This window comes from Marinimicrobium sp. (genome assembly GCF_002695945.1).
GTDB lineage: Bacteria > Pseudomonadota > Gammaproteobacteria > Pseudomonadales > Cellvibrionaceae > Marinimicrobium > Marinimicrobium koreense.
In genome coordinates this window covers 21,524-44,133 of sequence record NZ_NZQP01000055.1, presented here as the reverse complement: position 1 = coordinate 44,133, position 22,610 = coordinate 21,524, and the positions used below count along the sequence as shown (strand labels likewise).

General features: G+C 61.0%; 16 protein-coding genes. 5 read left to right on the top strand and 11 right to left on the bottom strand.

Annotated elements, in window-relative coordinates; genetic code table 11:
- Window positions 1–77: 77 nt before the first annotated feature.
- The 5 genes from ilvD to CMG77_RS12050 all read right to left on the bottom strand — a co-directional run bounded on the left by ilvD (window position 78) and on the right by CMG77_RS12050 (window position 7,203).
- On the bottom strand, window positions 78–1,922 hold the full coding sequence (gene ilvD / locus CMG77_RS12070) for a dihydroxy-acid dehydratase (protein ID WP_286804461.1): 1,845 nt from the start codon (window positions 1,920–1,922) through the stop codon (window positions 78–80).
- A gap of 567 nt (window positions 1,923–2,489) precedes the next feature.
- On the bottom strand, window positions 2,490–3,803 hold the full coding sequence (gene argA / locus CMG77_RS12065) for an amino-acid N-acetyltransferase (protein WP_123638383.1): 1,314 nt from the start codon (window positions 3,801–3,803) through the stop codon (window positions 2,490–2,492).
- A 4-nt stretch (window positions 3,804–3,807) separates the two neighbouring features.
- Window positions 3,808–5,007 carry an acetylornithine deacetylase gene (gene argE / locus CMG77_RS12060; protein WP_286807476.1) on the bottom strand — a complete coding sequence of 400 codons (1,200 nt, stop codon included), beginning with the start codon at window positions 5,005–5,007 and terminating at the stop codon, window positions 3,808–3,810.
- A 207-nt stretch (window positions 5,008–5,214) separates the two neighbouring features.
- Complete coding sequence (locus CMG77_RS12055) at window positions 5,215–6,489, bottom strand: inorganic phosphate transporter (protein WP_286904634.1); 1,275 nt, start codon at window positions 6,487–6,489, stop codon at window positions 5,215–5,217.
- 33 nt (window positions 6,490–6,522) lie between these two features.
- Window positions 6,523–7,203 (bottom strand): TIGR00153 family protein, encoded by a 681-nt coding sequence (locus CMG77_RS12050; protein WP_286904632.1) that lies wholly within the window; start codon window positions 7,201–7,203, stop codon window positions 6,523–6,525.
- Between the two features lie 208 nt (window positions 7,204–7,411).
- Here CMG77_RS12050 and tfpB point away from each other — a divergent pair, with 208 nt between their 5' ends.
- The 4 genes from tfpB (at window position 7,412) to msbA (ending at window position 15,423) form a co-directional block, all read left to right on the top strand.
- Window positions 7,412–9,190, top strand: a complete 1,779-nt coding sequence (gene tfpB / locus CMG77_RS12045; RefSeq protein ID WP_286904630.1) for a type IV pilus assembly ATPase TfpB — start codon at window positions 7,412–7,414, stop codon at window positions 9,188–9,190.
- 354 nt (window positions 9,191–9,544) lie between these two features.
- Complete coding sequence (gene glnE / locus CMG77_RS12040; protein WP_286904628.1) at window positions 9,545–12,499, top strand: bifunctional [glutamate--ammonia ligase]-adenylyl-L-tyrosine phosphorylase/[glutamate--ammonia-ligase] adenylyltransferase; 2,955 nt, start codon at window positions 9,545–9,547, stop codon at window positions 12,497–12,499.
- Window positions 12,500–12,555: 56 nt separating this feature from the next.
- A complete protein-coding gene (locus CMG77_RS12035; RefSeq protein WP_286904626.1) occupies window positions 12,556–13,485 on the top strand; it encodes a branched-chain amino acid transaminase in 930 nt (309 codons plus the stop codon).
- Between the two features lie 384 nt (window positions 13,486–13,869).
- Window positions 13,870–15,423 (top strand): lipid A export permease/ATP-binding protein MsbA, encoded by a 1,554-nt coding sequence (msbA, locus tag CMG77_RS12030; RefSeq protein ID WP_286904624.1) that lies wholly within the window; start codon window positions 13,870–13,872, stop codon window positions 15,421–15,423.
- Between the two features lie 403 nt (window positions 15,424–15,826).
- Here msbA and CMG77_RS12025 read toward each other — a convergent pair whose 3' ends face one another.
- The 6 genes from CMG77_RS12025 to CMG77_RS12000 all read right to left on the bottom strand — a co-directional run bounded on the left by CMG77_RS12025 (window position 15,827) and on the right by CMG77_RS12000 (window position 22,147).
- Window positions 15,827–16,363, bottom strand: coding sequence for a DUF4136 domain-containing protein (locus tag CMG77_RS12025; protein ID WP_286904622.1), 537 nt, complete (start codon window positions 16,361–16,363; stop codon window positions 15,827–15,829).
- Window positions 16,364–16,734: 371 nt separating this feature from the next.
- Complete coding sequence (locus CMG77_RS12020; protein ID WP_286904621.1) at window positions 16,735–17,106, bottom strand: gamma-butyrobetaine hydroxylase family protein; 372 nt, start codon at window positions 17,104–17,106, stop codon at window positions 16,735–16,737.
- 174 nt (window positions 17,107–17,280) lie between these two features.
- Window positions 17,281–18,600, bottom strand: a complete 1,320-nt coding sequence (gene hslU / locus CMG77_RS12015; protein WP_286904620.1) for an ATP-dependent protease ATPase subunit HslU — start codon at window positions 18,598–18,600, stop codon at window positions 17,281–17,283.
- 33 nt (window positions 18,601–18,633) lie between these two features.
- Window positions 18,634–19,173 carry an ATP-dependent protease subunit HslV gene (gene hslV, locus CMG77_RS12010; protein WP_286904618.1) on the bottom strand — a complete coding sequence of 180 codons (540 nt, stop codon included), beginning with the start codon at window positions 19,171–19,173 and terminating at the stop codon, window positions 18,634–18,636.
- A 98-nt stretch (window positions 19,174–19,271) separates the two neighbouring features.
- Entirely contained in the window at window positions 19,272–19,730 is a 459-nt protein-coding gene (locus tag CMG77_RS12005; protein ID WP_502691890.1) for an SPOR domain-containing protein, read from the bottom strand.
- 209 nt (window positions 19,731–19,939) lie between these two features.
- Window positions 19,940–22,147 carry a primosomal protein N' gene (locus CMG77_RS12000; RefSeq protein WP_286904614.1) on the bottom strand — a complete coding sequence of 736 codons (2,208 nt, stop codon included), beginning with the start codon at window positions 22,145–22,147 and terminating at the stop codon, window positions 19,940–19,942.
- Between the two features lie 245 nt (window positions 22,148–22,392).
- Here CMG77_RS12000 and rpmE point away from each other — a divergent pair, with 245 nt between their 5' ends.
- The gene (rpmE, locus tag CMG77_RS11995) at window positions 22,393–22,608 is read left to right on the top strand and encodes a 50S ribosomal protein L31 (RefSeq protein WP_123638371.1); all 216 of its coding nucleotides are present in this window, start codon (window positions 22,393–22,395) and stop codon (window positions 22,606–22,608) included.
- Window positions 22,609–22,610 lie beyond the last annotated feature (2 nt).

Sequence of the window (22,610 nt, the reverse complement as noted above, 5' to 3'; positions counted from 1 at the left end):
TAGAGCCGGTTTTTTTGTATCGGGCAAAATTGAATGCAGCGCGCGAGGCGTCCCTGCCAAGTGCTCGCAAGGTGGACTCAGTCGAGTTTACTCAGATCCCTGACGGCCCCTTTGTCGGCACTGGTCGCCAGCATGGCGTAGGCTTTCAGGGCGGTGCTGACTTTGCGCGGACGGGCTTCTTGGGGTTTCCACGCCTGCTCGCCCCGCGCATTCATGGCGTCGCGGCGCGCCTGCAGTTGTTCGTCACTCAGGCGCACCTCGATCTTGCGGTTGGGAATATCGATCAGAATGGTGTCGCCGTCCTCTACCAGACCAATGGCGCCACCCGCCGCCGCTTCCGGCGATACGTGTCCGATCGACAGGCCAGAAGTCCCGCCGGAGAAACGGCCGTCGGTCAGCAGTGCGCAATCCTTACCCAGCCCCTTGGATTTCAGGTAGCTGGTGGGATACAGCATTTCCTGCATACCGGGACCACCGCGAGGCCCTTCATAACGAACAATTACCACTTCGCCGGCTATGACTTTCCCACTGAGAATCGCATCGACCGCCTCGTCCTGGCTTTCCACAACACGCGCCGGCCCTTCAAACACCCAGCAGCTCTCATCGACACCCGAGGTTTTCACCACACAGCCGTCCAGGGCGATATTGCCCTTCAGGACTGCCAGGCCCCCTTCGCGGGTAAAGGCGTGCTCCAGTGAGCGGATACAGCCGTTGGCGCGGTCGTCATCGAGGCTGGGCCAGCGAGTGGCCTGACTGAACGCCTGTTGGGTCGGGATACCCGCCGGACCGGCCTTGTAAAAGGTGCGTACCTCATCGGAGGTGGTCGTCGTAATATCCCAGTGATCCAGCGCCTCCTGGAAGGTGTTGCTGTGAACGGTGGGCAGGTTGGCATGGAGCAGACCGGCCCGGTTGAGTTCGGCCAGAATACTCATGACCCCACCGGCGCGGTGCACGTCTTCAATGTGATAGAGCTGAGTGTTGGGTGCGACTTTGCACAGCTGAGGAATCTCGCGAGACAGGCGGTCGATATCGAACATGGTGAAATCGACTTCGCCTTCCTGCGCGGCCGCCAGCAGGTGCAGAATGGTATTGGTGGAACCGCCCATGGCAATATCCAGGGCCATGGCGTTCTCAAAGGCTTTGAAGTTGGCGATTGAGCGTGGCAGCACCCGCTCGTCGTCTTCCTCATAGTAGCGCTTGGTGATGTCCACGATACGTCGGGCGGCCTCAAGAAACAGCTCCTCCCGGTCGGCGTGGGTTGCCAATAGAGTGCCGTTACCGGGCAGTGACAGACCCAGTGCCTCGGTCAGGCAGTTCATGGAGTTGGCGGTGAACATCCCGGAGCAGGAACCGCAGGTCGGGCAGGCGGAGCGCTCGTACTCGGCCACGGTTTCGTCGTCCACCGAGTCGTCGGCGGCAATGACCATGGCATCAATCAAATCCAGGTTGTGATCTGCGAGTTTGGTTTTGCCCGCTTCCATAGGACCGCCGGATACAAAAATCACAGGGATGTTCAGGCGCATCGCGGCCATCAGCATTCCGGGGGTGATTTTGTCGCAGTTGGAGATGCACACCAGGGCGTCGGCACAGTGGGCATTGACCATGTACTCGACGGAGTCGGCGATGATGTCTCGCGAGGGCAGACTGTAGAGCATGCCGTCATGGCCCATGGCGATGCCGTCGTCGACCGCAATGGTGTTGAACTCTTTGGCCACACCACCGGCTTTTTCGATTTCCCTTGCGACCAGTTGGCCCATGTCCTTGAGATGAACATGGCCGGGCACAAATTGGGTAAAGGAGTTGGCGACGGCGATAATGGGTTTATGAAAGTCTTCGTCTTTCATCCCGGTGGCACGCCACAGGGCGCGAGCACCAGCCATATTCCGGCCAGCGGTGGTGGTCTTGGAGCGATAAACGGGCATGGTTCTACTCTTCGTCTGACGTAATAAAAAAGGCGTCAATAATAGCAGAAAACCCTGTGGGTGGTGTCGCGTCCGGTCCGGTGTAGGGTGCACTGTTCCCGGACACGCCGTGAATACATCCATGTAGGCTCGCATCGCGGGTCCCCCGCTCCACGGTCCGGGAACAGTGCACCCTACACCGAACCTCAGTGGCACATTTCAGGCACTGTAGTGCGCGTAGGGCGGATAAGCTAAAGCGCATCCGCCGTCGTTGGCTAGGCCGTAATCCGACAGATCCCCAAGACCACGAATTTGTCGGATTACGCTTACGCTAATCCGACCTACTCTCTGAGTAGGTACTAGTTCCCGGAACTGTACGTTGGCACGGCGGAGGTTGGGTATACTGTTGTGAGACCGTCACCCGCCTCTGGACGCCCCACATGGATGTGGGAAGTGCCCCGAAGCGCGGGGAGCGCGAAGGGGGCCGGCGGGTGATGAGCCCCCACGGATGGGTTCACGGCGTGTCTCACAACAGTATACCCAACCGCAGCGTTTCGATACGAAGCTCTAACGGTTTCTCAACCTGTCCTATAGGTTTTTGATAAAAATCTTCGAATTCCGCTGATAGTTATACAACCGACGCCGCGCAACAGGGAGGTCATCAATCTGCGCCTGAACAAACCCCTGCTCGATAAACCAATGAGCCGTCTGGGTGGTCAGCAGAAACAATTGCTTGATGCCCTGACGCCGCGCCATTTTCTCCATCTGAGTGAGCAGCGTCGACGCCCGGCCGCCCTTGCGGTACTCCGGATGGGTGACCACACAGGCCAGTTCCGCACTCTCCTCAAAGGGATACATGGCCGCACAGGCGATGATGGTGCCGTCCTTTTCCAGCACATGGAACCGGTCGATCTCCGTCTCCAACAACTCCCGGGAGCGGCGCACCAGAATGCCCTCATTCTCCAGCGGCGCGATCAGCTCCAGAATCCCGCCCACATCATCGATGGTGGCCCGGCGTAGTTGTTCGTAACTGTCCGAGTGCACCATGGTGCCCATACCGTCCCGGGTGAACAGCTCGCTGAGCATGGCGCCGTCGGCGGCGTAACTGAACAGTTGGGCGCGGGGCACGCCCTGCAGGCAGGCCAGGTAACAGGCCGAGAGTGCCTGACGGATATCCCCGCTGATCTGTTCGCCCTGTTGTTCCAGAAAGTCCCGGCACTCCTGCACAGCCAACTGCCTGACCAGTTCGCCGCTGGCATCGCTGACACCCTCGGCTTCTATAAACGCCAACAGCTTGTCCGCTTTCAACGCCGAGGCCACTTGAGTGGCGACATCGGTGAAGGAGAGGTTGAAGGCTTCACCGGTGGTGGAATAGCCCAGCGGCGAGAGCAGGGCGATGGCGCCGGAGTCGAGTACGGTATTGAGTGAGCGGGTGTTGATCCGGCGGACCTTGCCGGTGTGCTGCAGATCGACGCCGTCGAGCACGCCGTGGGGCATGGCCACCACAAAGTTGCCGCTGATCACCTGCATGCGTGCGCCGTGCATGGGGGAGTTGGGCACCCCGGTGGACAGGGCCGCCTCCATCTGAATGCGGGCCTGGCCAATGGCTTGGGTGACCTGTTCCAGGTTGGCGGCGTCGGTGACTCGCAGGTTGCGGTGAAACTGGCTCTCGATGCCGGACTCGGCCAGTCGGGCATCAATCTGCGGTCGCGCACCGTGCACTACCACCAGTCGTACTCCCAGGCTGCTGAGCAGGGCGATGTCGTAGATGATGTTGCCGTAGTTGGGGTGCACCAGGGCTTCGCCGGGCAACATCAATACAAAGGTTTTACCCCGGTGTGCATTGATGTAGGGCGAGGAGTGCCTGAACCATTTGACGTAGTCTTGGGTTGAACCGGTCAAAGCGTTAGTTCCTTTTGTCAGACACAGGGACTTCGGACGCCGCCGTGTCGGGCTGGATGCAGAAGCGATCAATCAGCCCGCTGAGAATGTCCACCGCCGGTGCCAGTTGTTGAATGTCGATAAACTCGTCGGGTTGATGGGCCTGGTTGATCGAGCCGGGCCCGAGCACCAGCGTCTCCATGCCCAAGGATTGCAGAAACGGGGCCTCTGTGGCGAAGGCCACCGCCTCACTGGAGTGGCCCGTGAGACGCTCACAGGCCTTTACCAGGGCGGAGTGCTCGTCCTGCTCGAAGGGCTCCACGCCAGCAAACAGTTCCGATAACACAATGTCGGTACCCGAGCGCTCGGCAATGGGGCGCAGGCGCCGGCCAATGGCCGCGCGCAGCTCGTCGTTGTCCATGCCGGGCAGCGCCCGCAGGTCGAAATGCAATTCGCACTCGGCGCAAATCCGGTTGGGGTTGTCGCCGCCATGGATGCAGCCGAGGTTCATGGTGGGCACATCCACCTGAAAGCCGGGATTGCGGTAGCGGGTCTGCAGTTCACTCCGGTATGTGAGCAGCTCGGAGATGACCCCGTGCATGGTTTCCAGAGCGTTCTTGCCCAGCGCCGGGTTCGAGGAGTGCCCGCTGGCGCCGCGCACCCGAATCGACTCCATCATGATGCCCTTGTGCATGCGCACCGGGCGCAGCTCGGTCGGTTCCCCAATCACCGCGTAGCGCGCCTTGGGGCGCCCCAGCTCCACCAGCGCCCGGGCGCCGCTCATGCTGCTCTCTTCATCGGCCGTAGCGATGACGATCAAGGGTTGCGCCAGAGGTTGATCAGCAACCGCATCGATGGCCGCGAGCACCGCCGGGAAAAAACCTTTCATGTCGGTGGCGCCCAGACCGTAGAGCTTGCCGTCTCTTTCCGTGAGCGAAAAGGGGTCGCTCTGCCAGCGGTTCTGATCGTAGGGTACGGTATCGCTGTGGCCAGACAGAACCAGCCCACCGGCGCCGGAGCCCTTGGTGGCAATCAGGTTGTGCTTGCCGCTCTTGCCCGGCACTGCCAGAAGCTCGCACTGGAAGCCGCGAGCCTCGAGCCAGTCGGCCAGCAGGTCGAGCACCTTGCGGTTGCCCATATCCCATTGGGGGTCGGAGCAGCTCACCGACGGTTGGGCGACCAACTGGGCCAGCTGGTCAGAATACAGTTTGAGATCGAAAGTCATACACGGCCGGATTCAGAGAATGTATCGGCAGTGTAATACAGGACGGAAATCATCGGTAGGGCACGCCAACAAACCCGGGTAGGTCGGGTTAGCCGAAGGCGTAACCCGACATTTGGTGCGTGGCATGAGTGTCGTGGCGCCGGGCTTGGATATCGGCGTAGGGCGGATAAGCGAAGCGCATCCGCCGTTACAAACCCCTGGGCGAGATTACCCAAACACACCTTTAAAGAAGAAGAAAAACAGAATGGCCAACCCGGCCCCGGCCGGCAGAGTGATAACCCATGACATGAAAATGGTGCCGATCACCCGCAGATTCAGAGCGCCGATGCCCCGTGCCAGGCCAACACCCAATACTGCACCCACCAGGGTGTGCGTGGTGGATACCGGCAGGCCAGTGCCGGAGGCCAGAACCACCGTGCCGGCGGCGCCCAGTTCGGCGGCAAAACCGCGGCTCGGGGTCAGTTCGGTGATTTTCTTGCCAATGGTAGCAATCACCTTCCAGCCGTAGGTCGCCAGGCCCACGACGATGCCTGCCGCACCGATCAGCAGGACCCAGGCGGGTACCACCGCCTGTGCGCTGACCGCCTGGGTCTGCACCACGCTGACCACGGCCGCCAGCGGCCCCACNGCGTTNGCCACATCGTTGGAGCCGTGGGCGAAGGCCATGGCACAGGCGGTAAAAATCATCAGNATGCCGAATACCCGTTCAACGCTGGTGAAGCGGTTGACCGAGTCGGCCTCGTTGTCTCTCTTGATGCCNCGCATCATGCGCATGCCGAGCAGCGCGACCAGGACGCCGATNACGGCGGATACTCCCATGCTCTGGAAGAAACTGGGCTGAAAAGCCGAATCACTCAGCACATGCTTGAGGCCTTTCACCAGGGTNACCATGGCGATCAGGAAGCCTACGGCGAACATGTANAGTGGAATATAGCGCTTGGCGTTGCTGAAGGGGTCTTCGGTATTGAGGATCAGCTTCTGTACCGAGCGGAACAGCCAGAAGGANATGGTACCCGCCAGCAGGGGNGATACCACCCAGCTCGCCACAATGGTGCCCACCTTGTTCCAGGCCACNGCTTCCATGGAAATGCCCACGGCGGCGAAACCGACAATGGCGCCGACGATGGAGTGGGTGGTGGATACCGGCCAGCCGAGAATACTGGCGATCAACAGCCAGGTGCCGGCNGCCAGAAGGGCGGATAGCATCCCGAAGACCAGAAGGTCCGGGTTTTCCGCCATGATGACGGGGTCGACAATGCCTTTGCGGATGGTGGAGGTCACCTCGCCGCCGGCGAGGTAGGCGCCGAGGAATTCGAACACCATGGCCACCAGAATGGCCTGTTTGATGGTCAGGGCNCGAGAGCCCACCGAGGTGCCCATGGCATTGGCGACGTCGTTGGCGCCAACGCCCCAGGCCATAAAGACGCCAAAGATGCAGGCGAGGATGAGCAGCGTCTGGCCGTATTCTGCGATCACGGTCATGTGGTTACCCCAATAGTCATTTGCAGGATTGAATTAACGCGCGAGCAGCAGTTCGAGACGGCCACCGACATCCTGAGCGCGATTGGCGAGGTCACCGATCCAGTCGATCACCTTATACAGAAACATCACGTCCACCGGCGGAAGGTCGGCCTCCAGGCTGTACAGGGTGGCGCGCATTTCCACTTCCAGTTGGTCGGTCTTGCGTTCCAGGGCATCCAGCTCCTGAATCATCTTTTCCACAATGCCCAGTTCCCGACCGCTGAAGCCGGTTTCCAGCAGTTCATCCAGCTCGTTGATGGCCACCAGCGCCTGCTCGGCGGCTTTCACCGCGGCGCCCACATACTCCAGGGTCATGTCCTGCATGGTGGCGGGAATGGTCATCTTGCGGCCGAGCATGATGCCGGCAATGTCTTTGGCGCGGTTGGCGATGCGGTCCTGCATGCTCAGCAGTTCCAGCAGATCGGTGCGCGGGACGGGCAGGAAAAGGCTCTTGGGCAGGTGCAGGCGGAGCTGCTTCTTCAGGGCATCGGCCTCGCGCTCCAGCTCGACAATACGCTGCTGAACGGCTTCGACCTGCTCCCAATCGTCGGCGATCACGCACTCAAAGAAGCGCTGCAGCTCNCCNGTGGCGCGGATGGCCACGGCCATNTGCTCCTGCATGGGCTTGATCGGAGAGCGCCCAAACAGGTTCGAGAAAGGGTTGTTGATAGCCATAGCGGTAGTTCCCCCTTGCGAAAGTGCGGGCAGTATAAAAACTTATGCCCGGCAGGTCACCCTTGAATTTGACATTTTTATGACAGAATCCCTGGTCATACCCCTGCCGTGTATGGTTCGTNCGGGGCGAAGCGCCTTTCCTTGGTGTTGTCCGCGGATCAGACAGGCTACAATCGGGCGCATTGATTAAAGAACGGGAATGCGCCTTATGGCCTCAGTTGCTACTGCACAGCATAGCCTCGATTTACGCCGCCTGGTGGATGATCTGGTCAAGGATGATCGCCTGGGGCAGGAAGACGCCAATCGCTTGCTGGGTGCCGTNCGGACCCGCGAGCAGGCAATGATGCACCCCCTGGCCTATATTGCCTCCCAGGGGCTGGAGGATCTGGCCCGCCCGGGCAAGGTNCTCGATGGCGATACCCTGACNGCCTGGCTGGCGGANAAGGCCGAGCTGCCGGTCTATCACATNGACCCGCTCAANATCGACGTGCCCAAGGTGACGGATGTNATGTCCTANGCCTTCGCCAAGCGCCANGGCATCCTCTGCGTGGANGTGACCCAGGAAACNGTGGTNGTGGCNTGCACCCAGCCCTTTATNACCGGCTGGGAGCCCCAGNTGGAGCANGTGGCGCGGCGCANCGTCAAACGGGTGTTCGCCAACCCGGCGGATATTGACCGGCATCTGGTGGAGTTCTACACCCTGGCCCGCTCGGTGAANCGGGCCAGCGGCGGCCCCGGCGCCAGCGGTGCGGGTAACTTCGANCAGTTGGTGGACCTGGGCAGCTTCAGCGANGACCCGGAGGCCAACGANCAGCATGTGGTGAAAATCGTCGACTGGCTGCTGCAGTACGCCTACGACCANCGCGCNAGTGACATTCATATCGAGCCGCGCCGGGAAGTGGGNCGGGTGCGGTTTCGCATCGACGGGGTGCTCCANCCGGTGTACGANNTGCCCGCNAATGTCGCCAACGCGGTCACCAGCCGGTTCAAGGTGCTGGCCCGGATGAACATCGCCGAGAAGCGCAAGCCCCAGGANGGNCGGATCAAGACCCGNCGCAGCGATGACAGNGAAGTNGAGCTGCGCNTGTCCACNNTGCCNACCGCCTTTGGCGAAAAGCTGGTNCTGCGGATTTTCGACCCGGANGTGCTGCTGCGCAGCTTTGCCGANCTGGGNCTGGTGGGCGAAGATTACGAACGCTGGCGGGGCATGCTNGAGCGNCCCAACGGGATTGTNCTGGTGACNGGCCCCACGGGGTCGGGGAAAACCACCACGCTNTANTCCTCGCTGCGCCAGATTGCCACGGAGGAGGTGAATGTCAGCACCATCGAGGACCCGATTGAGATGGTGGAGGAGCATTTCAATCAGACCCAGGTGCATCACAAGATCGGGCTGGATTTCGCGGCGGGCATTCGCACCCTCATGCGTCAGGACCCGGACATCATCATGGTCGGGGAGATCCGTGATCTGGAGACGGCGCAGATGGCCGTGCAGGCGGCCTTGACTGGACATCTGGTGTTGTCCACGGTGCATACCAATGATGCGCCGGCGACGGTGGCACGTCTTCTGGACCTGGGCATTCCGCCCTATCTGATCAATGCGACTCTCTTGGGAGTGATGGCGCAGCGTCTGGTACGCACGTTGTGTCCGCACTGTAAGGAGGAGGGGGAGATCAGTTCGGAGGACTGGCAGCAGTTGGTGACGCCCTGGAAGGTGTCGGTGCCGCAGCGGATTTATCGGCCGGTAGGTTGTCTTGAGTGTCGCAATACGGGGTATCTGGGGCGTCAGGGGTTGTATGAGATTCTGCTGTTGTCGGAGTCGGTGAAGGATCGGATCGGGACTGAGACGAGTCTGGGGGAGTTGCGCAAGCAGGCGATGCGCGAGGGGATGCGCACGCTTCGCTTATCCGGCGCCCAGAAGGTCGCCGCCGGCCTGACCACCGTAGAAGAAGTCATGCGCGTCGCTCCACCTCCCGAAAAAGAACGCTGATGATTGTGGGTGGTTCTATGGAGGTCCGGTCTGTTGAGGGGTATAGCCTTTGGAGACCCGCCGTAAACCCTTGACGTGAATGGATTCACTAATGCCGCGATGGCATGGATGCCAAAGAGCGGCCCCTGGGGGCTTCTCGTCGGCTCCCTGCCTCCGAGAGTCTCCAAAGGCTATACCCCTCAACAGCCCTCAGTACCAAAGTTCGCGTAGGGCGGATAAGCAAAGCGCATCCGCCGTAACCCAAAGTGAATGATTGGCTAAGGCGGATCGGCCCGACGCCCCGGAATGCGAAGCGCATCCGCCGTAACCCAACTTTAAAGCCCCAACAAAACAAACAACGGAGCTCCCAAATTTATGTTCGACCCAAACCAGGTCCCCGCCGAACTCCACGAAGCCACCCGCAAACGCTTCGATGACTTTTACGAGGTCATCGAGCAGAGGGAGCTGGATCGTCCGGAGTCACTCTTGCCCAAAGGGGTGTCGGAAGCGGCGTTCCGCGAACAGATGAACACTGCGTTCGCCGCCAGCGAGTACATCGCGAAAACCGCTACGACCCGACCGGAGCTGTTGTTGGAGTTGGTACGTTCCGGGGCGTTGTTTGCGCCGCTGGAGGACGGCTCTTTTCCCGATCTGGTCGAGGCCGTGGCGGCCTGTGAGGATGATGGGGAACTGGATAAGGTGCTACGTCGGGAGCGTCACCGGGCCATGGTGCGCATCATCTGGCGGGATCTGAATCGTCTGGGGTCCATGCGGGAGATTACCGATGAGTTGTCCCGCTTCGCCGAGGCGGCTATTCAGAGCACGCTGGATTACCATTTTGAGCAGCTCAAACCCCGTTGGGGGGTGCCGACCGGTAAGCACAGTGGCAAGCCGCAGCCCTTGATTGTGCTTGGCATGGGCAAGTTGGGGGCCCGGGAGCTGAACGTGTCGTCGGACATCGATCTGATTTTCGCCTACCCGGAGGCGGGGGAAACCCAGGGTGGGTCGCGCTCGCTGGGCAATCAGGAGTTTTTCACCCGACTGGGGCAGCGGTTGATCAAAAGCCTGGATGCGCCCACCGCTGAAGGTTTTGTGTTCCGGGTGGATATGCGCCTGCGCCCTTATGGTCAGAGCGGGGCGCTGGTGTCGAATTTCGATGCCATGGAGGAGTACTACCAGAGCCAGGGCCGGGATTGGGAGCGTTATGCCATGATCAAGGCCCGTCCGGTGGCGGCCAGCGGTGAGGGGGCCAAGCCGGCGGCGGAGGAGTTGGTGGAGTTGCTGCGGCCGTTCACCTATCGCCAGTACATCGATTTCAGCGTGATTGAATCCCTGCGGGCCATGAAGGGACTGATCAGCCGCCAGGTGCAACGCCGGGGCATGAGCGAGGATGTGAAGCTCGGTGAGGGCGGTATTCGGGAAATCGAGTTTGTGGTCCAGGTGTTCCAACTGATTCGCGGTGGGCGGGACCCGCGCCTTCGTGAGCGACAGGTGTGTGAGCTGCTGCCCCTGCTGGAGGCGGAGGGCTATCTGCCCGAGGGCAGTGGTCAGGCTCTGCTGGATGCCTATGAGTTTCTGCGCAACACCGAGCATGCGATCCAGGGCTATCAGGATCGGCAGACCCAGGCCCTGCCGTCCGACCCCGATGGGCAGTGCCGGATGGCCTGGGTGTTGGGCTTTGAAAACTGGGAGGCGTTTTCCGACACTCTTGCCGAACACCGCGCGCGGGTCAATCGCGAGTTCCAGGAGGTGATCGCCGACCCGGATGCCGATCAGGGGCAGGAGCCCGAGAATCTGCAGGACTGGGTGTCACTCTGGGAGGGCAGCCTGGAGGGTGACGAAGCCGTGGACTGGCTTGCCGGGCAGGGTTTTGATCAGCCCGAGCGGGTCTTGTCGGTGTTGGCGGACATCCGCTCGCACCGGCAGGTGGTGGCCATGCAGGCCAGCAGCCGGGATCGCCTGGATGCTTTTATGCCCCGCTTGCTCGCCATGCTCGGCGAGGGCGAGTCGGTGGGCGATACCCTGGCGCGGATTCAGCCGCTGGTGGTGTCGATTGTGCGCCGCAGTGCCTATCTGGTGTTGCTGGTGGAAAACCCCGTGGCGCTGGAGCAACTGGTCCGGCTCTGTGCGGCGAGCCCCTGGATCGCGGATGAGCTGGCCCGGTTCCCGGCGTTGCTGGATGAGCTGCTCACCCCGGAGAGCCTCTACGCGCCGCCGGGTAAAGACGAGCTGCGCGATGAACTGCGCCGTGAGCTGCTGCGCACCGCCTGGGATGACCTTGAGGGGCATATGGAAGCGCTGCGCTATTTTCGTTCCGCCCACGCGTTGCGGGTGGCGGCCAGCGAGGTGACCGGGGCCCTGCCGCTGATGAAGGTCAGTGACTACCTGACCGATCTGGCCGAAGTGATTCTGGAGCACGTTCTGGAGCTGGCCTGGGAGCAGCTGATTCCGCGCCACGGTCGCCCGAGCAATNCCCNGGGCGAACCGGAGCAACACCCCAACTTTGTGATCGTCGGCTATGGCAAGCTGGGCGGGATCGAGCTGGCCCATGGCTCGGATCTCGACCTGGTGTTTATTCACAACAGCGACCCGGAAGGCAAAACCGATGGCGAAAAGTCGGTGGACAACAACGTGTTCTACACCCGCCTGGGCCAGCGGATCATCCACATTCTGAATACCCGGATGCCCTCGGGTACCCTGTACGAGGTGGACATGCGCCTGCGCCCCAATGGCGATGCGGGCATGCTGGTCACTTCCTTACCGGCGTTTGAGAAGTATCAGCAACAGGAAGCCTGGACCTGGGAGCATCAGGCGCTGGTGCGGGCCCGCGTGGTGGCCGGCGATGCCGAGCTGGCCGAGGCCTTTACGCAGGTCCGGCAACAGGTGCTGNGTCAGTCGCGGGACCTGGCGGCGCTGCGTGAGGAGGTGATCAAGATGCGCCAGAAAATGCGCGAGCACCTCGGAACCCGCCCCAAGCCGGGCGCTCAGGGCGATGATGAAAAGACGCCTTTTCATCTCAAGCAGGACGCTGGAGGTATCGTCGATATTGAATTTATGGTTCAATATGCGGTTTTAGCNTGGGCCGAGAGTGAGCCTGGGCTCACCGAGTATACCGACAACATCCGCATACTCGGTGCGCTGGAACAATCCGGCCGGTTGGGCGCAGAAGCCGTCGCCCAGTTGATTGATGCCTACAAGGCCTATCGGTCCACCGGCCACCGCCTCGCGCTACAGCGCCAGGAGGCAGTCTTGGAGGATGGCGCGCCCTTTGCCGAGGAGCGGCGCCGAGTAACTGGCCTGTGGCGGCAACTGCTGGAATCCCATCAATGATCGGTCCTGCCGAGCGTCGACCACGGCCCCACGAATTTCATATTTAGGAGTTGGTTATGTCATTTGCCGATCGCGACGGCGTTATTTGGCTGGATGGCGAACTGGTGCCCTGGCGGGATGCCCGGGTTCACGTACTGACCCACACCCTGCACTATGGCATGGGCGTGTTCGAGGGCGTGCGCGCCTACGAAAGCAGCGACCGGGGCACCTGTATTTTTCGCCTGAAGGAGCACACCGACCGGCTGTTCCGTTCCGCCCATATCATGCGGATGGACCTGCCCTACAGCAAAGATGAGCTGAACGAAGCCCAGAAGCTGGTGGTGCGGGAAAACGGCCTGCATGAAAGCTACCTGCGTCCCATGGCGTTTCTCGGTTCCGAGGGCATGGGCCTGCGCGCCGATAACCTGAAGGTGCACGTGATGGTCGCCGCCTGGCACTGGCCGTCCTACATGTCCCCGGAAGCGCGGGACATGGGCATCAAGGTGCGCACTTCCAGCTACACTCGCCACCATGTGAACATCACCATGTGCAAGGCCAAGGCCAACGGCAACTACATCAACTCGATGTTGNCCCTGCGCGAGGCGCTGGACAGCGGCTGTGAAGAGGCCCTGCTGCTGGACAATGAAGGCTATGTGGCCGAGGGCAGCGGCGAGAATGTGTTCCTGGTGCGTGATGGCGTCCTTTACACGCCGGAGCTGACCTCCTGTCTGGACGGCATTACCCGCAACACCATTTTCCAGTTGGCGGCGGATTGCGGTTACGAAGTCCGGGAAAAGCGCATCACCCGGGATGAAGTCTACATTGCCGATGAAGCCTTCTTTACCGGTACCGCGGCCGAGGTTCTGCCCATTCGTGAGCTGGACGGTCGGGTGATTGGCGAGGGTCGTCGCGGCCCGATCACCACCCAGCTGCAGTCACTCTACTTCGATGCGGTCAAGGGCAANNTGTCCGGCCACACCGAATGGCTGGCNCCGGTGGCTGGCTGAACCGCTGATCCAAAACGCGCCCTCTCCGNAGGGCGCGCTTCAGGAGGACCCCCTGCATCATGAGCGATAAAGGCACGCCGCTCTCTCACGACCCTCATTCCCGAGACACGCTGCGGCAGACCGATACCGCTTCCCTCAAGGTGTATCTTCGCTTACTGGCCTATATCAAACCCTATTGGGTGTTATTTGCCATCAGCGTCTTTGGTTTTGTCATCTACTCCGCCTCCCAGCCGGCCATGGCCCAGTTCATGGAATANCTGCTGGACTTTATTGGCGCNGAAGAAAACNAGTGAGNCTGCCTANTTGGCGAACCCCTTNGTCAGGTGGCCAGGCNTCAGCNGACGCTTCNGCCACCACGCATCCGNTGGGCGCGGTCCGGCCTATATGCCCTCGCTCATTATTGTGGGCATTGTNTTCTTTCGCAGTGTCGGGGCNTTNCTCGGGAATTATTTCATTTCGCAGTTGGCCTTTCGCATCGTGCACAAACTGCGGGTCAGTCTGTTTGATCATATGGCCCTGCTTCCCGGTCAGTACTTTGATCGGCACAGTTCCGGGCACCTGATGTCGGTGATCACCTATAACGTCAATGGGGTGACGACGGCGGCAACCGATGCCCTGAAAATACTGATTCGCGAAGGCGCTACCGTACTCGCGCTGATGAGCTTCCTGCTNTACAAAGACTGGANGNTGACATTGNTNTTNCTTCTGGTGGCGCCGNTGATNGCAGGCATTGTCGGGTATGTCGGTAAGCGCCTGCGTCGNTTGAGNGCCAAGGTGCAGCACAGTATGGGGGACATNACNCAGGTGTCTTCCGAGATGATCCATGGCTATCGGGTCATGCGCAGCTTTGGCGGCGAAGAGTATGAAAAGCGTCGCTTCAATCANGCCAGCTGGCGCAACTATCTGCANAACATGAAAATCGTGTTCACCTCTTCTCTCAATACNCCNATNATGCAAATGTTGGTCGCNCTCTCAATGGGGCTGATGCTCTATGTCGCCCTGACGGTGATGGAGATCAATGATCCGGGTGCTTTTATTGCCTATTTCACGGCCGCGGGCCTGGTGTTGAAACCGCTACGCCAACTGAGTGAAGTCGTTCCCACCATTCAGAAAGGCGTCGCGGCGGCGGACAGTATTTTTCAGTTGTTGGATGAACCGACGGAAAAAGATACCGGTGATCGCACGGTCAAGCGAGCCCAGGGCGNGGTGCGTTTTGAGGACGTCAGCTTCCGTTACGACAGCAGTGACGACTGGGTTTTACAACACATTGATCTGGATGTGAAACCGGGCGAAGTCATTGCCCTGGTGGGACGCTCCGGCAGCGGCAAATCCACCCTGGTGAGCCTGCTGACCCGTTTTTACGATCCGGGTGAAGGCCGCATTCTGCTGGACGGCCACCCGTTGGAAGACTACCGGTTGGATAACCTGCGCGAGCAGGTGGCGTTGGTCAATCAGAACGTGGTGCTGTTCAATGATTCGGTATCGGGCAACATCGCTTACGGCGCGCTGGCGGCCACGGACCCGGAGAAAGTGCGCGAAGCGGCCAAAGCGGCTCATGCGCACGAGTTTATCGAGCAGTTACCCCAGGGCTACGACACTCTGATCGGTGAGAGCGGCGCACGTCTGTCCGGCGGGCAGCGTCAGCGTTTGGCCATCGCCCGCGCCATTCTCAAAGACGCCCCCATCCTGATTCTGGATGAGGCCACNTCGGCCCTGGATACGGAGTCAGAGCGTCATATTCAGGCGGCNCTGGAGCAGGTGATGAAAAACCGCACCACGTTCGTGGTAGCGCACCGCCTGTCCACCATCGAACGGGCGGACCGGATTGTGGTGATGGGAGAAGGCCGAATTCTGGAAGTCGGCAGCCACAGCGAACTCCTCGCCGCCGGCGGCCAGTACGCCCGCCTACACTCCATGCAATTCCGCGACGAACTGTAGAGAGGAAAGCCCTTTTAATTTTCAAGCGCAGGGAAGCGTCACGCCCGGGCCGGGGAGGGGAAGCCCTTTNAAGACACGCCGTAAATACATCCCTGTAGGCTCGGATCGCGGGTCCCCCGCTCCACGGTCTTGAAAGGGCTTCCCCTCCCCGGCCCTAAGTGCCATAGCTCGCGTAGGGCAGATCGGTCCGACGTATCGGAGCGAAGCGCATTCACCGTTACCCAGGTGCTATTTCCCGGAACGATAATTTGGCACAGNGGAGGGAGGGTGTCCCTTTCCGAGACCGTCACCCGCCTGGACGGCGGGTGATCGAGCCCCCATGGATGGGTTCACGGCGTGTCTCGGAAAGGGACACCCTCCCGCAGCCCTATACTCCGAAGTACCGAAGCCGAGCGGCTCAACGTTATTCCGGCGGAAACTGCGCCAATAACCGACCAATGACTTTTCGTAACTGCTGCTCTCGCGCCAACTCAAAATCCCGCAAGGCAATCCCTTCCGCGCTACCACGCCAGACCAGCTCATTGCTCTCGGCATCCGTGATATCCACAATGATCACCCCCTCCTGCTTGCGGTCTTCCAGGCTNTTGCTNCCCCCAAGTCCGATACTGCCGCTNTTACCCACGGGCAACCCGATGGAAATGCCCACCGACTTGCCGCCACCNACCGCGGCNCGCGTNGTGCCGCTGACGCTGACATAAAACTGGGGGTTGTCGGGATCAAGCCGGTAACCGCGTTGCACCATCGCCTGCTCGGTGATGCGCTGCAACCGACTGTGGGACACTCCGTCGATCTGCGACGTGCCACCGCGCCATTCATAGCGGCCCCAGCCGGGATCAAATTCGGTGTCTTCGTTNTAGTCCTGTGAGACCTTGGGGCCGGCGCAGGCGGTGANGNCGGCCAGCAAGATGAAAACGAAAGATAGTCTAGTCAANCGATTCATTGTTGAGTCCTGTTCTGGCTGCGTGNTGGTAGAANCTCCGNCCGACANCGTGGCNTCATGGGTAGGTTCACACTCTTCCACCTACGTGCGCTAATGGCACTGAGGTGGCTGCAGGGTCTATCGTTCAGAGACTCTCGGAGACATGGATGTCGACGAGAAGCTTACGTGGACGACCCACATGGATGTGGGAAGTGTCCGTAAGCGCCGGGAGCGCGTAGGACTGTATTCACGGCGGGTCTNTGAACGATAGNCCCTGCAGACGCCGGGCTACCCTTTAGTATCGTAGGTTGAACGAAGGATTGCCTTGTCACTTGTCTTCAAGGCCGTCGGTAAAGTGTCGGATTACGCTTCGCTAATCCGACCTACCGCTNCTACATCAANTTTACAATCTGTGTGTCGGGATCCCGGGATTTNCCCTGTTGGTGTAAANCGTCCAGGTATTTCTGCCAATGGGTTTCTTTATTGACACATAAATCGTGCAGATAATCCCAAGTGTAGATGCCAGAATCGTGGCCGTCGTCGAAAACGATGTGCAGGGCGTAGTTGCCGGCTGCTTCGATGTGGGNAATGGCGACCTGTTTTTTGCCGAACGGGAGTTGCCCGCCCTGACCGTGATGGCCGCGCACTTCGGCGCTCGGCGAGTGNNCNCGCAGGTANTCGGCGTCCAGGCGNTAGTTTTGGTCGCCGTANGTGAGTTCCANNTGGCGGGATTTCTTGTGGAGCAGGATTTTGTNGGGCGTCATNTAGNTGNTCCTGTGNTNTAGGTGCCTCTAGCGCCGGGTCGATCCCCGGGGTGTTGTTNCAAGACACGCCGTGAACCCATCCCTGGGGGCTCGCCNCGCGGAGTCCCTCCGCTTACGGTCTTGNAACAACACCCCGGGGCTCGCCCCTGTTATGGAGCGACCTTGTTGACCCAACTACAGGATATACCGACTCAGGTCCTCATCCTTCGCCAGTTCACCCAACTGCTTCTGCACGTAATCGGCGTCGATTTCCACGCTGGTCTGCTGGCTGCCGGAGTCGAAGGAGACGTCTTCGAGGAGGCGTTCGAGCAGGGTGTGGAGGCGGCGGGCGCCGATGTTTTCGGTGCTTTCGTTGACTTCGAAGGCGGTCTCCGCAATGCGGCGGATGCCGTCGGGTTTGAAGACCACTTCGACGCCTTCGGTTTTGAGCAGCGCCTGGTGTTGTTCGGTCAGGGAGGCGCTGGGTTCGGTGAGGATGCGTTCGAAGTCATCCGGGGTCAGGGCGTTGAGTTCGACGCGGATGGGCAGTCGGCCCTGTAGCTCCGGAATCAGGTCNGAAGGCTTGCTNAGGTGGAAGGCGCCCGAGGAGATGAACAGGATGTGGTCGGTTTTGATCATCCCGTGTTTGGTGCTCACGGTGCAGCCTTCAATNAGCGGCAGCAGGTCGCGCTGGACGCCTTCGCGGGAGACGTCGGCGCCGCTGGTTTCGCCTTTTTTGGCGACTTTGTCGATTTCATCGATAAAGACGATGCCGTTCTGTTCGGCCGCNTTGATGGCGTCGGCTTTGANTTCNTCGTCGTTGATCAGGCGNGCGGCTTCTTCTTCCTGAAGCTGTTTGAAGGCCTGNTTGACGGTCATTTTGGTGGTNTTCTTCTTGTCNTTGGACAGGGAAGAAAACATGTTCTGCAGCTGGCTGGTCATGTCCTCCATNCCGGGAGGGGCCATGATCTCCACGCCCATGGGGGTGCTGGCGACATCGATTTCGATTTCTTTCTCGTCCAGCTCACCCTCGCGCAGTTTTTTGCGGAAGATCTGGCGAGTGCCGGATTCGCCGGTGTTTTCGGTGTCGCCGCCACGGGCCGGGGGCAGCAGTACGTCCAGGATGCGCTCTTCGGCGGCTTCGGCGGCGCGGTGCTGGACGGTTTTCATGGCCTGTTCGCGGTGCATCTTGATGGAGATGTCCACCAGGTCGCGGATGATGGATTCCACGTCGCGGCCGACGTAGCCGACCTCGGTGAATTTGGTCGCCTCGACCTTGATGAAGGGCGCGTGGGCCAGCTTGGCCAGGCGGCGGGCGATTTCGGTTTTACCGACCCCGGTGGGGCCGATCATCAGGATGTTTTTGGGGGTGATTTCGGCGCGCAGGTTTTCATCCACCTGCATCCGGCGCCAGCGGTTGCGCAGGGCGATGGCCACGGCTCGCTTGGCTTCGTTCTGGCCGATGATGTGTTTGTCCAGTTCGTGGACAATTTCCCGGGGGGTCATGTTTGACATAACGGACTCGTCAGTTCGTCAGGCCAGCGAGGCTCAGTAGTCGAGGGTCTCGATGGTCTGGTTGTGATTGGTGTAGATGCAGATGTCGCCGGCGATGGTCAGTCCTTTTTCGACGATACTTTGGGCATCCAGTTCGGTGTTATCGAGCAGGGCGCGGGCGGCGGACTGGGCGAAGGCGCCACCGGAGCCAATGGCAATCAGGTCATCTTCCGGCTGAATGACATCGCCGTTACCGGTAATGATCAGGGACGCTTCGGCGTTGGCCACTGCCAGCAGGGCTTCCAGGCGGCGCAGGGCCCGGTCGGTGCGCCAGTCTTTGGCCAGTTCCACAGCGGCGCGGGTCAGTTGGCCGTTGTGGGCTTCAAGCTTGGCTTCAAAGCGCTCGAACAGGGTGAAGGCATCGGCGGTGCCGCCGGCGAAGCCCGCGATCACCTGATCTTTGTACAGGCGGCGAACCTTGCGGGCGTTGCCTTTCATGATGGTGTTGCCCANCGACACCTGCCCGTCGCCGCCAATGGCGACCTGGCCGTTGCGGCGCACGGAGAGAATCGTGGTTCCTCGGTATTGTTCCACAAGCCATCCTTTATCAATGCAATAAGTATGAAGTCTGAATGGCAGAAGTGGGGGCTGGGCCCCGGGATTTCAAGCAAGCAAGGGAGGCGGACGGGCGGTTATTGTTTCTTCCGCTTGAGCACCAGCGCGTGGTAGTCGTTGGACACCAGGGTAGAGCGGGCGCTGGCCAGGCGGGACTGGTTGCTGAATGGTCCCACCAGCACCCGGTGCCAGGTCTCGTTGTTGTTCAGNGTTACCTGCTCGGTGTAGGCGTCCAGGTTCAGCAGCAGCAACTGGGCGCGCAGGCTGTCCGCTTCGGTGGCCTTGCGGAAGGAGCCCACCTNCAGGATGAATTCGTCCCGGTTGGCGGTGTCGTTTTGCTCGGCATTTGCCTGGCTCTCGCTGGGCTCGGTCGCCGGGACGATCACTTCGCTCTCTCGCAGCAGCTTGTAGAAATCGAAGCGCGGTTTGGGGTTGCTGGGCTCGGCCTGGGGCTCCACCGGCTGCGCGGTCTGGGTTTCTTGGGTCGCGGTGTCCGCCGGGTCGGTTTCCGGGACCTCGACATCGGTCAGGCGCATCAGAAACACGATAAAGCCCCCGAGCACCGCCCCGGTAAACAGCCACACCCAGCCGGGCACCTGGCTCTTGGGCCGGTTGCGACGGGGGGCAGGACGATTTTTCTTGGCGTAGTCTCGGGTCATGATCGCGTTGNTTTCCAGTGGTCACAGCGCGGCAATTGTACCCATCGCCGACCCGCCCGGCCAGTGGTCTTTGGGGCGGGCGAACACTAGCCCATATCCTGTGGGTCGACATCAATGGACCAGCGATTGCGCTTGGCCAGGGCGTGCTGCTCCATTTCCGGGGCCAACTGGCTCAACAGCTTTTGCAGTGCTCCCCGGTTGGCCGCATTNACTTGCANCTGGTAGCGGAACCGGTCNCCGCGCTTTTCCAGCATGGCGGGCAAAGGCCCCAGATAGCCCAGNTCGTGACCGGGTGGGTGACNCTGCTCGGCCAGGGCTCGAACCTGTTTGAGGAAGGCGACCGCATTTTCCGGTCGCTTGGACTCGGCGCGGATCAGCGCCATGTGCCGGAACGGGGGCAGCCCTGTCAGGCGCCGTTCACTGAGAATCAGCTCGGCAAAGGCGTGATAGCCCCGCTCGAGCAGGGTGCGCACCAGAGGATGCTCGGCGTGGTGGGTCTGAATGATGACCTGCCCCGGNTTGTCCGCGCGCCCGGCCCGTCCGGCGACCTGAAGCAATAACTGGCCCATGCGCTCGGGGCCGCGAAAGTCGGTACTGAACAGACCGGCATCCGAGTCGAGAATGACCACCAGCGTCACGTCGGCAAAGTGATGGCCTTTGGCCAGCATCTGGGTGCCCACCAGAATGCAGGGGTCGCCCCGGTGAACTTCCTCAACCAGATCGCGGAATGCGTTTTTCTGGCGAGTGGAGTCCCGGTCGACCCGCAGCACCCGGGTGTCAGGGAAGTGTCGTTGCAGGGCTTCTTCACTGCGTTCGGTGCCCTGGCCGAGCGGCTGCAGGCGGGTGCTCTTGCAGGATGGGCAGGCCCGGGGCACCGCGCGCTGATGGTCGCAGTGGTGGCAGTGCAGATGGCGCGGAGTCTGGTGCAGGGTCAGGCGGGTGTCGCAGTGGCGGCACTCGGCCAGCCAGCCGCAGTCCGGGCATTCCAGTGTGGGGGCGTAGCCGCGTCGGTTGAGAAAGACCAGAACCTGGTTGCCCGCATCGAGGGTGGTGCGAATCCGCTCCAGGGTATCGCGGCTGAAGCCTTCATCCAGGGGCTGGCGGCGAATATCCTGAGTGAGCAACTCCGGTGCCCGGGCATTGCCGGCCCGGTGGGTCAGGCGCAGGTAATGGTAGCGGCCGGTGCGCGCGTTGTGCAGGCTTTCCAGCGACGGCGTGGCGCTGCCCAGAATCAGTGGAATGTTCAGGCGGTGGGCGCGNAGGGCGGCCAGGTCCCGGGCCGAGTAGCGAAAACCGTCCTGCTGCTTGAAGGAGCTGTCGTGCTCTTCGTCCACAATGAGGATGCCCAGATCAGCCATGGGGGTGAAAATGGCGGAGCGGGTGCCGATCACGATCCGGGCTCGACCGTCCCGGGCCTGCAGCCAGGCATCGAGCCGCTCGCGGTCATTCATGCCCGAATGCAGGGCCACCACGGGTTGGGCGAAGCGGCGCTGAAAGCGGGCCAGGGTCTGGGGTGTCAGGCCAATTTCCGGTACCAGTACCAGGGCCTGTCGACCTTGAGCCAGGGTGCGGGCGATGGCCTGCAGGTAAATCTCGGTTTTGCCGCTGCCGGTGGTGCCGTCGAGCAGGCTGATGTGAAAGCCGTCCTCTGGAATCTGGGCCAGGGCGGCGGCCTGCTCATCGCTGAGCGTAAGCGGGGTATCCCTCAGAATATTGGGNTCCGGCGATGGTGTGAGCACTTGCTCACGGCTGAATACCAGTCCCTTGTCTTCCAGTGTCTTGACGTGGCTGCGGGCGATGCCCAATGCCGCCAGGTCCGCCCGGTTCAATGCCCCCCGTTGTTGCAGGGCGGCGAGCAGTTCCGCCTGGCGAGGGGCCCGCTTCAGGGCGCCCTCGGGGAGGCCTTTGCCTTCGGTGGTCAGTTGCCAGTAGGGCTCGCCTTTCTCCCGGTCGGGCTCGCCCTGGCGCAGCAGCACCGGTAGGGCCGTGTGCAGGGCGTCGCCAATGGGGTGCTGATAGTAATCGGCCGCCCAGAGGCACAGGCGCCACAGATCGTCCGGCAACAGTGGCTTGGTGTCGAGCAGGGCCTCGGCCGGGCGCAAGTTCTGNAGCGGGAGTGATGACTCACTTTTTACCCGGAGAATGAGCCCGATCAGACGCTGGTTGCCGAAGGGCACCCGTACCCGTTGCCCCGGCTTCAGCAGGGTGGTGTCTACCCCTTCTGGCGGCAGGTAATCAAACCGGCGGCGCAGCGGTGTGGGCAGGGCGATTTCCAGAACAGTAGGGGCGGCCATGTACTCCCGTCGCGTGGTTGAATTCAAAAGGCGCCCAGAATAACCGATTGACGGCCCCTTTGGCAGCGCNCGTGCCTGTACGAAAAATGCNCTAAAGTCCTTGCGTTGCCGGGTGTTTCTGGTANTATGCCCAGCTCTCAAAACCAGCCGTATCCATTAACCGTTGTGCGGTGCTCGGCAAAATCCTGCGTTCCAGATGGGCTCAGGTCGACTGAGTGGCGGCACAAAGATGAAAGGCATTCACCATGAAAGCTGATTTACACCCCAAATACGAAGACGTAACTGCGACCTGCAGCTGCGGCAATACCATCAAGACCCGCTCTACTCTGGGTAAAGATTTCCTGGTTGACGTTTGTTCAGAATGTCACCCCTTCTACACCGGTAAGCAGAAAGTGGTAGACACCGGCGGCCGTATCGATCGCTTCAAGAAGCGTTTCGGCAGCCGCATCGCCGCCAAATAAGG